At 68.2% G+C, this 13,367-nt stretch carries 8 protein-coding genes; 5 read left to right on the top strand and 3 right to left on the bottom strand.

The window, feature by feature from the left end; translation table 11 throughout:
• The 5 genes from ABT360_RS24910 to ABT360_RS24930 form a co-directional block, all read left to right on the top strand.
• On the top strand, positions 1-246 hold a 246-nt coding region (locus ABT360_RS24910; protein ID WP_351820565.1), incomplete at its 5' end, for a hypothetical protein.
• A 559-nt stretch (positions 247-805) separates the two neighbouring features.
• The gene (locus ABT360_RS24915; protein WP_351820568.1) at positions 806-1,981 is read left to right on the top strand and encodes a phospholipase D-like domain-containing protein; all 1,176 of its coding nucleotides are present in this window, start codon (positions 806-808) and stop codon (positions 1,979-1,981) included.
• Positions 1,982-2,171: 190 nt separating this feature from the next.
• A complete protein-coding gene (locus ABT360_RS24920; RefSeq protein ID WP_351820570.1) occupies positions 2,172-2,600 on the top strand; it encodes an SRPBCC family protein in 429 nt (142 codons plus the stop codon).
• 142 nt (positions 2,601-2,742) lie between these two features.
• Positions 2,743-3,591 carry an RNA polymerase sigma factor SigF gene (locus tag ABT360_RS24925; protein WP_351820572.1) on the top strand — a complete coding sequence of 283 codons (849 nt, stop codon included), beginning with the start codon at positions 2,743-2,745 and terminating at the stop codon, positions 3,589-3,591.
• A 238-nt stretch (positions 3,592-3,829) separates the two neighbouring features.
• Positions 3,830-4,795, top strand: coding sequence for a YihY/virulence factor BrkB family protein (locus ABT360_RS24930; protein ID WP_351820669.1), 966 nt, complete (start codon positions 3,830-3,832; stop codon positions 4,793-4,795).
• A 55-nt stretch (positions 4,796-4,850) separates the two neighbouring features.
• On the opposite strand, the gene ABT360_RS24935 is transcribed toward ABT360_RS24930, so the two are convergent.
• The 3 genes from ABT360_RS24935 to ABT360_RS24945 form a co-directional block, all read right to left on the bottom strand.
• Entirely contained in the window at positions 4,851-5,360 is a 510-nt protein-coding gene (locus tag ABT360_RS24935) for a MarR family winged helix-turn-helix transcriptional regulator (protein WP_351820575.1), read from the bottom strand.
• A gap of 420 nt (positions 5,361-5,780) precedes the next feature.
• Complete coding sequence (locus ABT360_RS24940) at positions 5,781-8,417, bottom strand: SpoIIE family protein phosphatase (protein WP_444852320.1); 2,637 nt, start codon at positions 8,415-8,417, stop codon at positions 5,781-5,783.
• A gap of 71 nt (positions 8,418-8,488) precedes the next feature.
• Positions 8,489-13,003 (bottom strand): HAMP domain-containing protein, encoded by a 4,515-nt coding sequence (locus ABT360_RS24945; RefSeq protein ID WP_351820578.1) that lies wholly within the window; start codon positions 13,001-13,003, stop codon positions 8,489-8,491.
• Positions 13,004-13,367 lie beyond the last annotated feature (364 nt).

Genomic DNA, 13,367 nt, shown 5'->3' on the forward strand with positions numbered 1-13,367 from the left:
GCCTGCGACGCGATCATCCGGGCGCTGGGCGCCCGTGGCGGCCGCAGGGACGACGTCGCCCTGCTGATGGCCCGGCTGGGCGGGATCGCCCCCGACGACGTCGCACCCATCCTCCAAGAGCTCGGTGCGTACGTCGGCGAAGTGCTCGTCCGGGAGGCGCGAGCCCGCTGGGTCGACTTCGACGACATGACGTCCGAACTCTTCCGGCAGCCGGTCGGTGTCCGGACCTCCGACGGGCAGGCGTGAACCCGCTCGGCAAGGTCGTCAACCGTTTCGAGCTGGGCCCCGAGGTGGAAGTGCCGATCCCGAACAGCATGTTCGGCCGGCTGAACCCCTACGAAAGGGAATGGCACAGATGACGGATGGCGAATGGACGGCCGCCAGGCGGAAATTCCCAATCGGCTCCAAGGTGACTGGCACGGTTGTGAGGGTTGCCTCCTTCGGCATCGTCGTCTCCGTAGATGGTGCGCGGCCGTATGGTGCAGTGGCGGATGTGGCCGGGTTGCGCAAGAGTGACGACACGCACGGCCGGTACCGCGAGCGCGGTCCGGACACGGCCTGGACCTCGCGGAGGCTCAGCGCCGCGGCTGCGACGGGCAGGGGGCCCTCCTGGCGGCCTTCCGACGCTCAGGGCGTCCTTGGCGGCGTGGAACCCCGCCGGCAGGGGAACGTGGGCTGGGTCAGCCCCCACCCGAATGCGTGTCCAAGGCCGCACCACGCGGCAGCCCAGGACCGCAAGCCACTCCGGAGAGTCAGCATGAGCGTCATCGATCCCCTCAGACCTGATGGCGCGGAGCGTACCGCGATGACGATCAAAACGACCGCCCAGGAACGCAAGCAGCGCCTACGGCGGCGGCTGGAACGCCTGATAGGAGTTGCCGCCACCGAAGGCAACCAGCTCCGTCCTCTGCGCAACGGCGACGAGATCTTCCCCGCGATGCTGGAATCCATCCGCAACGCCGAGCACACCATCGACATGATGACCTTCGTCTACTGGCGCGGAGAGATCGCTCGTGAGTTCGCCACGGCCCTCGCCGCCCGTGCGCGGGCCGGAGTGAGGGTACGGCTGCTGCTCGACGGCTTCGGCGCCCGGCAGATAGAGACGGACCTGCTCGACGAGATGGACTCGGCAGGTGTCCAGATCGCCTGGTTCCGCAAGCCCCTGCGGCTCTCGCCCTTCAAGCAGAACCACCGCTGCCATCGCAAGGCGCTGGTCGTCGACGAGCACACCGCATTCACCGGCGGAGTCGGGATAGCCCGGGAATGGTGTGGCGACGCCCGCAACCCGGACGAGTGGCGTGACACCCATGTCCAGGTCCGGGGCCCCGCCGTGGACGGAATCGCCGCGGCGTTCGCCCAGAACTGGGCGGAATGCCACGCCGAACTCTTCGACGACCGCGACCGGTTCACCGAGCACACACAGCACGGCGACGCCATCGTCCAGGTGGTGCGAGGCTCCGCCAGTATCGGCTGGCAGGACATGCAGACCCTCATCCGCATCATGCTCACCTCCGCGCAGAAGCGCTTCCGCCTCGCCACCGCCTACTTCGCTCCCGACAAGTACTTCATCGACCTCCTCTGCGCCACCGCCCGCCGCGGTGTCACCGTGGAGATACTGCTGCCCGGCCGGCACACGGACCAGCGAGCCAGCCAACTGGCCGGGCAACGCCATTACAGCGACCTCCTCGCAGCCGGCGTCGACATCCGCCAGTACCAGCCCACCATGATGCACGCCAAGATCATCACCGTTGACGACGTCGCGTCCCTGATCGGGTCCACCAACTTCAACCGCCGCTCCATGGACCACGACGAGGAAGTGATGCTCGCCGTACTGGACGAGGCGTTCACGGCCACCCTCGACCGCCACTTCGACGAAGACCTCACCCACAGCCGGCCGATCACGCTCTCCCGGTGGAAACGCCGCCCTGGCTTCCAGCGCGCCCTGGAGTGGGCCGTCAGCCCCATCCGACGTTTCCTGTGACCGGACCCGGCATGGAAGCCCGCCGGACTCGGACGCTCGTGGTGCCCGCTCCGGCTCCCGGCCGAGTTGCCGCCGACTGCTCGGCCGACGCCGCCTCGCGGGCATTGGCCGGCCCCTCGGGGGTAGACGGGCTACACCTCAGTGGTCGTGCCGCACTGCGTCGTCACCCCATCGGAAAGGAGCTCCTCCCATGTCGTCTTCGCTGGTCGAAACAGTGGACGTGAAGGCCCCCGTTTCACTGATCTGGAAGCTGTGGAGCGATGTGACGAGGTGGCCGCAGTTCCTCACGCACGTCAAACGTGTCGACCGGATCGACGAGCGCCGGTTCACGTGGTGGCTGACCCTGCCCGGCGTGGACAAGTACTTCACCGCTGAACTGACCGAGGTCATCCCGGAGGAACGGATCGCCTGGAAGGTGATCGCCGGCACTCAGCACGCAGGTGTGGTCACCTTCCACCGGCTGAGTGACACCACCAGCCGTGTCACCATCCAGCTGGAATACGAGCCCGACGGGTTCGTCGAACACCTTGGCGCCCTGACCAATCTCGACAAGACACTGGCCAACTACGACCTGGGACAGTTCCAGCGCATGGCCGAGGACCTGGCAGCCTCCTCCTAGCCTTCGCCCGCAGCGCACCGCCCGCAGGTACCGGCACACCTCGCAAAAGACATATGCATGAGACCTCCGGGACGGGGTAGGCGCGCCTCACTGACTCGCCGGGACCGGCGAGGGCTGTGGTGACGTGGGAGGGGACAGGACGATGACGACTTCGGTGGCTGTCAGAGCGATGACGCAGGCGGGTGTCGCAGAGCTGCCGGTGGTCGCGGACCCCGAGAAGCTTGCGCCGAAGGACGCCCGCACCCTGTCGAGGATGTTCTTCGACCGGCTGACCGTTCTGGAAGAGGGCACACCGGAGTACCAGTACGCCCGGAACACCCTCATCGAAATGAACATGTCGCTCGTGCGCTATGCCGCCGGAAGGTTCCGCAGCCGCGGGGACCAGATGGAAGACATCGTCCAAGTCGGCATGATCGGGCTGATCAAGGCGATCGACCGGTTCGAGCTCTCCCGGGAAGTCGAGTTCCCCACCTTCGCCGTGCCCTACATCGTCGGCGAGATCAAGCGGTTCTTCCGTGACACATCGTGGGCCGTGCACGTGCCGCGGCGCCTTCAGGAGGCTCGCGTCGAGCTCGCCAAGGCGACCGAGGAGCTCAGCACCCGCCTCGGCCGTGCCCCGACGGTCGGCGAACTGGCTGACCTGATGAGCCTCTCCGAGGATGAGGTCATCGAGGCGCGGCTGGCCTCCAACGGCTACAACTCCACGTCCCTTGACGCGGCGCTCCACAGCGGTGAGGACGACGACGCCGCCTTGGCCGACTTCATCGGCGCGGAGGACCCGGCCATGGAGCTCGTGGAGAACTTCCAGACGCTGGCCCCGCTCCTCGACACGCTCGAGGACCGCGACCGCCGCATCCTGCACCTCCGCTTCGTCGAAGAGCTCACCCAGGCGCAAATCGGCGAACGCCTCGGTGTGTCACAGATGCACGTGTCGCGACTGCTGACCCGTATCCTGGCGCGGCTGCGTGCGGGAATGCTCACCACTGACTGAGGCGCCCGGACGAGGCCCGCTGCGCAGCGGGCCGTCCTGAACAACCGGCTCCGCCCCGGGCGACCGGGACGGAGCCGACCGACCCGTGTTCCGGACCCGTCCGTCCGGACCGACGTGCCGCACCCGACAGACCGCCCCGCGCCATGTGCCACTCCTGGCGGCTGAGCCCGATGAGCACCCACGTGACGAGTCCGAACACCGCCGTTCGCCGGCCCTGTCTCAGCCCCGGGGAGGATCGATGGGAACGGTAGTGCATGTACCGCAGACGCGGGACATGGTCGGCGAGGAACTCTCCGGCGACGAAGCGTTCTCCGCGTTGCGGCACTACGGTGGACGGAAGCTGCTCGTCGACGCCTTCGCACGTTTTCGCTACGCCGACGGGTTCAGTTTCGCCCGCTCCCTTGGCTACCAGGTCGTACTCGGGATCGTGCCGTTCACCATCGCGCTGGTGGGGATCGCCACGACCATGCACACGGAAAACGCGGGGCAAGCCATTGAACTGGCCCTGGCCCAGATCATTCCCGGCACCAGCACCGGGCTGGTGCGGCAGGCGCTCTCCGACACCCGGCGCAGCGCGGGCGCGGACACCGCCGGCGCCATGGCCATGTGGCTGGGCCTCGGCTTCGCCGTGGTCAACCTCGCAGCGGCGATGGGGCAGATCGAACGCGGATGCAACCGCATCTATGGCATCGAGCGTGACCGTCCCTTTCCCGTCAAGTACGGCAGAGGCGTGCTTCTCGCGCTGTGCGCCGGCCTGCCGCTCGGAGGAGGGTTCCTCGCGATGGTCGCAGGGCGGGGGATCGGGCAGGCTGTCGTCCAGGCGCTGCACTGGTCGCCGTCTCTGCTCACCTGGTGGCATCACGTCCACCTGCCCCTCGGGATCCTCCTCGCCGCCGTCGCCTCGGCTGTGATCTTCCGTTGGGCTCCTCGCCGTGACCAGCCGGGCTACACCTGGCTCATCTTCGGCTCCGGCATCCATCTGCTCCTGTGGGTGGCCGCGACATGGCTGCTCGCGTTCTACGTCAACAACAGCGGATCGTTCGGAGCGGTGTACGGCCCGCTGACCGCCTTCGTCGCCCTCCTGCTGTGGGCGAACGTGACCGGCATCGCCCTCTTCCTGGGCGTCGCCTTCGCCGCCCAGCTGGAAGCGGCCCGCGCCGGCATCACCGAACCGATTCACCCCGACCCCGGCCCGGGGCCGTGAGCAGTGTTCTCCCGGGGAGGGGAACGTGGGCTCGGAGCCATGCTGCGGCTGCGGCTCAGGCGGATTCGGAAGACGACGTCGTGCCGCTGCCGCCTTCGCCTCCCTGCGTACTGGTTGCTCCGACGGCGAGGCGGAAGCTGCTCAGCCCGGCCGCCAGCGCTGTGCGCTCCGCGGGGGGCATGGCCGAGATGACGTCGAGCAGCGCGGTTTCGCGGCGGGCACGCAGGTCCTTGAGGTAGCTTCCCCCGCGGCTCGTCAGTCGCAGCTCCAGCTCTCGCCGACTGGCCGAGCTGGGGGAGCGCTCCACGAAACCCAGCGCGTCGAGGCGGTCGCACATCCGGCTCACCGAGGGCGGCGCAGATCCGAGCACCTCACCGAGAGCGCGCAGATTCATCGGCTGGTCGCGCTCCAGGATGTACAGGACCCGCAACTGCGAGGTCGAGACCGGCGCCGGCGACGTGGTGTCGCGGCCCTTGTTCCAGAGCACTTCGAGCAGCTCGATGACCTCTCGGGCGGCCCGCGCGGCAGCATCCCGGTCCGCGTCTGGAGAAGTCTCGGAATGCATGCCCTCAACTGTGACACTTCGCAACGGCCTTGTCAGTCGCTGAGACACAGGGACTCCTCCTCGTACGGCTGGGCAAGAACCTCGCAGCTATGACGCGCTCGGGGCATTCCCCCCGCGGCGCTGACCTAAGCATTCGGCCCAGCCTATGCCCACGGCCGGTCACGGCCCAGCCGAGGCGACCCGAAGGCTCCTCGCCGGACCCACGGCCGGCGAAGGACGGGCCGTACGCATACGGCATCGCCGACGAGGTCGAAGCACCGCGCCCGGCCCCGGGGCCGGCTGCGGGGAGCAGGAACAGGCATGCGTCATCGGCCGTCGTCGTCAGCGGCCGTTGTGCCGGATCACCTTCTTCGGTCGGTGCTGAACGGGGCACGGACACCGGCGCCATGATGCCGCGGCGAAGCGCACGCAGCACATGTGTCACAGCACCTGGATGCCGATGAGACAGGTGTCGTCGTCGGTGTCCGACTTGCTGTGCGTCAGCAGCCCGTCGAGCCGCTGCTCCAGCGTCGTGGTCGGTATACGGGCGTTGGTCAGCAGCTGGGCCAGGGAGTCCTGGACCGACTGGTCCCTGCGCTCGACCAGCCCATCGGTGTACATGAGCAGGGTGTCACCGGGCTCCATCTGCAGCTCCTCCTCCTCGTAGGCGGTCTCTGAAAGAGCACCGAGGAGTACCCCGCTGACCGTGCGCAGCGTGGTTGCCTTCTGGCCCCGGATGAGGACAGGCGGGAGGTGTCCTGCCCGGGCCCAGCGCAAGGTGTGCTGCTCGGGATCGTACAAACCGCAAACCGCTGTGGCCGTCACGTGCTCGGTCAGGTAGTGAGCCACCGTGTTGAGCCAGGCCAGCAGCTGACCCGGCCCGGCGCCGGTGACAGCCAGACCCCGCATGGCGTTTCGCAGCACCACCATGCTGGTCGCGGCCTCAATGCCGTGTCCGGCCACGTCTCCCACGCACAGCATGATCTTCTTGGAGGGCAGAACGACGGCGTCGTACCAGTCACCGCCCACCATGGACTCCGACTCGGCCGGGCGGTAACGCACCGCGATCTGCAGCCCCGGACTGTCCAGCGGAGCCTGCGTCGGCGGCATGATGGCGTGCTGCAACTGCAGGGTCATGCGGTTGCGCTCAACAGCCTGCTGCTCCGTGTGCGCCAGCTGGTCGCGGGTTGCGGCCAGGGCCACTTCGGTCCAGTGCTGTGCGGAGATGTCCTGGTAGGCGCCCCGCACCGCCAGCATGCGGTGGTCGGCGTCGAGGACCGGCTCGGCGATCACGCGAATGTGCCGGGTGACACCGTCCGGGCGCTGGAGCCGGAAGGCCGCGGACGCCGGCCGTCTGTGGTGCAGGACGGCCCGCAGGAAACGGCCGATGGTCACGGCGTCGTCCGGGTGGGCGTGGGCGGTCAGCTCCTCCAGGGGCACGGGGCTGGTGTTGTGGGACCGGCCGTAGAGGTCGAACAGCTGGTCGTTCCAGGTGATCTGTCCGGTGGCGACGTTCTCCTCGAAGCCGCCGATCCTGCCCAGACGTTGAGCGTGCTGGAGGAGGCTCGCCAGACGAGCCGTCTCGTCCTCGACGCGCCAGATGAGAAGCACGCTGCTGCCGTGGCGACTGACACTGATGTCGGCGACGGCGGCGAGAGGCACCTGGTCGACCAGCGCGGTCAGAGTCATCCGCTGGGCACGAAACGGCTCACCGGTCGCGTAGACCCGCTCTATCTTCTCGAAGAGTTCACTGCCGCCGACGGCCATGGGGTAGGCCTCGAGCAGCAGCGCTCCGTTCACAGCGCTGCGGGGACGACCTGCGGGATCGATGAAGTGACTGTTCGCGTGATGGATCCGGAAGTCGGCGAGACGACCGTCGGGTTCGAGGAACGGAATCAGGACCAGCGCGGGGTCGTACAGTCCTTCCGCGAGATCGACCAGCTCGCTGAGGTCCGGCGTGGGCATCCAGGCACTCCCGCCGGGGGAGGTGGTCGCACCCGACCGGCCCTCAAGGGTATGAGCGCACAGTTCGGCCAGCGCCTCGAGCTGACGCACGATCTGCGGCGGGTGAGGTTCCAGGGGACCCGGCCAGCAGATCTCCAGAATGCCGTGGACGCGGCCGCCGGTCCCGGCCGGGAGCGCCACACGGCCACCCCGCGGGTTCTGTGCCCAGCCGATCGAAGGCAGTCCCGCCGCGGGCCAGGAGGCGACTCGCACGGGTTTCCGCTCGGCCAGCGCCTGGCGGGCCAGCGTCGACACACCGGGCGGTACATAGCGCCAGCGGCCCGCCTCGTCCGTGGGAAACCCGGCATGGCCCGCGAGGGTCAACGAGGCGTCCGAACCCGCCGTCCACACGGCGACGGCGCTGGCGCCCAGTGGCGTCAGGGCGTGTTCCAGGAGCGACTCGGCAACCGCCTGGGTGTCTCCCGCCGCGAGGGCACCGCTTTCAGCCGTACGCAGACGCACACCGACGGATGCGCTGTCTTCCGCGGCGCTCGTCCCACCGCTCGTCCCACCGGTCGTTCGCTGGACGAAATCGTTGGCCACTTCGGTGACGTGGTCACGCGCTGCCTGGTTGACGATGTCCGCTGCCAGCTCCAGCTGGGAAACACCCGACTCGTCGGCCAGATCTGCCAGTTGCTGGGCAGCCATGGCGGGCCCGCACTGGAGCCGTTCGATCAGCACGCCCTTCGCCAGTTCGATCAGACCGCGACCGTCGGCCGCAGCCTGCGCTGCGCGGATCTCGTTGCGCAGCCTCTCCACCGTCGCCGCCAGCCTGCCCAGGCCGGTGCCCTCTTCCCGTACCTGGGACGCCGAGGTGAACTGCTCGGTGGCGGCTTCACTCGGCACACTCGCGGCAGCCGGCCGGGCCCCGGGACGAGGTGAGGGCACCGGCACGGTCGGCGAGCCGTCGTCGGTCGCCGGGGGAGTGGCCGGCGCCGACGGCCCATTGGCCGGCACGGCGTCTGCGGCTCCTTCCGCCGGAGACGGGGCGGGGGAGTGCTCCGGGCCCGGGCGAGCAGGCGTCAGCGGCCCGTCGTCGGCGACGGACTCTTCGACGTGCTCAGGAGTGCTCACTGTGCTGCTGACTCCTCGGTCTGCGGGCAAGGGGAGGTAGGAGGGCTGCTGGACCGACCGGCCCGCACCACTCATCGGACGGTCAGCCAGTGCCCGATGCAGGCGATGAGGTCGTTGGCGTCCACGGGCTTGGTGACGTAGTCACTCGCCCCCGAGGCAAGGCTCTTCTCCCGGTCTCCCGGCATGGCCTTGGCCGTGACCGCGATGATGGGCAGCGCCGCGTAGGCGGGATCCTCCCTGATCGCGGACGTGGCGGCGTAGCCGTCCATCTCGGGCATCATCACGTCCATCAGGATCAGGTCGATCTCGGGGTGCTCGCGCAGTGTCTCGATGCCTCTGCGGCCGTTCTCGGCATGAAGGACCTTCATGCCGTGCACTTCCAGGATGCCGCTGATGGCGTACAGGTTGCGGGCGTCGTCGTCCACCACCAGCACGGTGTGCCCGGCAAGTGTCCCGTCGACGGGCTCCGGGGGCTGCTGGCGCGTCTCTTCAGGGCGTACCAACGGCAGTACGTCCCCCGGCTCCTCGGCGGACAGGTGCAGGGCGATCCGCTCGCGGAGCTCGTCAAGGCTGGAAATCAGTTCCAGCGGCCGGCTGGCCGAACGGCTCTGCAGCCTCTCTTCCTGCGCCGGCTCCAGGCGGCGGCTGTTGTGTGCGAGGACGGGCACGGTCGTCACCGCGGCGTCACCGTCCATGGCGTCCAGGAACCGCAGCGCCTCGTCCTTGGGCATGTCCAGTTCCAGGACGACGCAGTGGAAGGGCCCGGCGGCCAGGCTCTCGGCCGCCTCCTGCGCACCTACGGCGGTGATGACCTCGATGTCCGCCATGTGCTTGGGAAGGTCCTGGTTCCCGGACAGATCGGCGACGGCGCTCTCGGCGACCAGGGAGAGCAGACCGCGAGTGCGCTCCTCGACGACCAGCAACCGACGCTTCTGGCGAGGCGCCGGGATCGGCCGGGTCGCCGCCTGGCCGAGCGCGGCCCTGCCGGCACCTTCAGCCGCTGCCGGCTGTGCGGCTCCTCCGGCGACGGCACCGGCCTCCCAGTCGGCCCCCTCGACCGGCAGGTAGAGAGTGAACGTACTGCCCTTCGCGGGAGTGCTTGCGGCGGTCACCGCACCGCCCAGCAGATGGGCGATCTCCCGGCTGATGGACAGCCCCAGGCCGGTGCCCCCGTACTTGCGGCTGGTCGTGCCGTCAGCCTGCTGGAAGGCACCGAAGATCGCCTCCAGCTGGTGCTCGGCGATACCGATGCCGGTGTCCTTGACACGGAACGCCAGCACCGGCTCACCGCGGTGCACGGAAGGAGGAAGCTCCTCTTCGGCAGCCACTTCGATACGCAGTTCGACGCTGCCGTGCTCGGTGAACTTGACCGCGTTGGACAGCAGGTTGCGCAGCACCTGCCGCAGCCGTGAGTCGTCCGTCAGCAAATCGGCCGGGACGCCCGGGGCAGTGCTGATGGTGAACTCAAGACTCTTCTGTGTCGTCATCGGCCGGAAGGTGGCTTCGACGTACTCGAGCAGCTGCCGCAGCGGAACCCGCTCAGGGTTGATGTCCATCTTCCCGGCCTCGACCTTGGACAGATCCAGGATGTCGTTGATCAGCTGCATCAGATCGGACCCGGCCGAATGGATGATGCCCGCGTACTCCACCTGTTTCGGGGTCAGGTTGCGCGTGGGGTTCTGTGCCAGCAACTGCGCCAGGATGAGCAGACTGTTGAGCGGTGTACGCAGCTCATGGCTCATGTTGGCCAGGAACTCCGACTTGTACTTGGACGCCAGCGCGAGCTGCTGGGCCCTTACTTCCAGCTCCTGCCGGGCCTGCTCGATCTCGAGGTTCTTGGTCTCGATGTCGCGGTTCTGCGCGGCCAGCAGCGCGGCCTTCTCCTCCAGCTCGGCGTTGGAACGCTGCAGCTCGTCCTGCTGCACCTGCAGTTCCTCCGAGCGGACCTGGAGTTCGGCGGTCAGCCGCTGGGACTCTTCCAGCAGCTCGTCGGTGCGGGCATTGGCGACGATCGTGTTCACATTGACGCCCAGCGTCTCCATCAACTGCTCGAGGAAGGCCCGGTGCACCGCGGTGAAGGGCGAGAACGACGCCAGCTCGATCACGCCCAGGACCTGGTCCTCGACCACGATCGGCAGCACGACCAGGCTGCCCGGCGCGGACTGTCCGAGCCCGGACGAGACGGTGACGTAATCCGCGGGCACCCGCTCGGCCATGATGGTCCGCCGGCTGCGTGCCGCCTGACCCACCAAGGACTCACCCAGTCTGAAGCGGACCTGCCCCGTGAGGCCCGCCGGACGGCCGTAGGAACCGACCAACGTGAGCTCGGTGCCGTCGGTGGTCTCCTCGGCCAGGTAAAAGGCCCCGTACTGGGCCGACACCAGCGGAGTCAGCTCGTCCATCACCAGCTCCGCCACCACAGCGAGGTCCCGGTGACCCTGCATCAGTTCGGAGATCCGTGCCAGGTTGGACTTCAGCCAGTCCTGCTCCTGGTTCGCCCGGGTCGTCTCGCGCAGCGACTCCACCATGGAGTTGATGTTGTCCTTGAGTTCGGAGACCTCACCGGAGGCGTCGACCGTGATGGAGCGGGTCAGATCGCCCTCGGCCACCGCGCTCGCGACCTCCGCGATCGCACGTACCTGCCGGGTCAGGTTCCCGGCCAGCTCGTTGACGTTCTCCGTCAGGCGCTTCCACGTCCCGGAGACACCCTCGACCTCGGCCTGGCCGCCCAGCCGGCCCTCGCTGCCCACTTCGCGGGCGACGCGGGTGACTTCGGCGGCGAACGAGGAGAGCTGGTCGACCATCGTGTTGATCGTGGTCTTCAGCTCCAGGATCTCGCCCCGGGCGTCGACGTCGATCTTCTTCGACAGATCACCGTTGGCGACGGCGGTGGTGACGAGGGCGATGTTGCGTACCTGGCCGGTCAGGTTGTTCGCCATCGAGTTGACGTTGTCGGTCAGGTCCTTCCAGGTGCCGGCCACGTTGGGGACCCGGGCCTGCCCGCCGAGGATGCCCTCCGTACCGACCTCGCGCGCCACGCGGGTGACCTCGTCGGCGAAGGCGGAGAGCGTGCCCACCATGGTGTTGATGACCCCCGCCAGAGCGGCCACTTCACCCTTCGCCTCGACGGTGATCTTCTGCGAGAGATCGCCCCGCGCCACTGCCGCGGCCACCTGCGCGATCGAACGGACCTGTCCTGTGAGGTTCGACGCCATCACATTGACGTTGTCCGTCAGGTCCTTCCAGGTGCCCGACACCCCGCGCACCGTGGCCTGCCCACCGAGATTCCCCTCGGTGCCGACCTCGCGGGCCACGCGGGTGACTTCGTCGGCGAAGGCGGAGAGCTGGTCGACCATCGTGTTGATGGTCTCCTTCAGCTCCAGGATCTCGCCGCGCGCGTCGACCCGGATCTTCTGCGACAGGTCGCCCTGGGCCACCGCGGTGGTGACTTCGGCGATCGAACGTACCTGGGCCGTCAGGTTGTCGGCCATCACGTTGACCGACTCGGTGAGGTCCTTCCACGTACCCGAGACGCCCTTGACGTCGGCCTGCCCGCCGAGCCGGCCCTCGGTGCCGACCTCGCGGGCGACGCGGGTGACTTCGTCGGCGAAGCCGGAGAGCTGGTCGACCATGGTGTTGATGGTCTCCTTCAGCTCCAGGATCTCGCCGCGAGCCGTGACCGTGATCTTCTGTGACAAGTCACCCTTGGCCACGGCTGTGGCCACCTGCGCGATGGAGCGGACCTGGGCGGTGAGGTTGCCCGCCATGAAGTTCACCGAGTCGGTCAGGTCCCGCCATGTGCCGGACACGCCCTTGACGTCGGCCTGGCCGCCCAGGATCCCTTCCGTGCCCACTTCGCGCGCCATGCGGGTGACCTCGTCGGCGAACGAGGAGAGCTGGTCGACCATGGTGTTGATGGTGTTCTTGAGCTCCAGGATTTCACCGCGCGCGTTGACGGTGATCTTCTGGGACAGGTCGCCCTGGGCAACGGCCGTCGTCACCTGAGCGATATTGCGTACCTGGTCGGTGAGGTTGCCGGCCATGAAGTTGACCGAGTCGGTCAGATCCCGCCAGACGCCACCGACGCCCGGTACCTGGGCCTGGCCGCCCAGCCGGCCCTCGCTGCCGACCTCGCGGGCGACACGGGTGACTTCGTCGGCGAAGGCGGAGAGCTGGTCGACCATCGTGTTGACGGTCTCCTTCAGCTCGAGGATCTCGCCGCGCGCGTCCACGTCGACCTTCTGGGACAGGTCCCCCTTGGCCACTGCGGTGGCGACCTGGGCGATGTCCCGGACCTGGGTCGTGAGATTGCCCGCCATGGCGTTCACCGAGTCGGTGAGGTCCGCCCATGTGCCGGAGACGCCAGGGACCACGGCCTGCCCGCCCAATGTGCCCTCAGTGCCCACCTCGCGGGCCACACGGGTCACTTCGGACGTGAACAAGGACAACTGGTCCACCATGCCGTTGAAGACGGTGGCGATCTCTCCGATCAGCCCGTCTCCCTCGTCGGGAAGGCGGGTGCCGAAGTCCCCGTCGCGTACCGCCGTAAGACCGGCGAGCAACTGCCGGAGCTCCGACTCGCCCACCTTGGCGCCCCCGCGGGGAGACCGTGACCGCGGCACTGAACGCGAATCCTCGACCGCCGTCTCAGCCATGACCAACCTCGTTCCACTCAGATGCCACGACGAAAAGACCGAGCAGACGCACACCCCGAGCGGGCGGCCCCATGCCATTCTTTCGACACTTAACCATTGCCGTATGACAAATACGCTGAAGGCTAACCCACGCGGCATCGCATGGGCAATCGGGCTCCAGGGCATGATGCGCGCGTGACTGGCCGAATCCCGACACCGGTGGACGCCGCAAGTACCCCTTGTGTGGCGGGGCAGTCCGTGGAGGCAGCATCTGTCGTCCAGGCGCCACGGCACCGGACTGTGAAACTTCCCACTT

It is taken from the genome of Streptomyces sp. NPDC000229 (genome assembly GCF_040300825.1).
GTDB lineage: Bacteria > Actinomycetota > Actinomycetes > Streptomycetales > Streptomycetaceae > Streptomyces.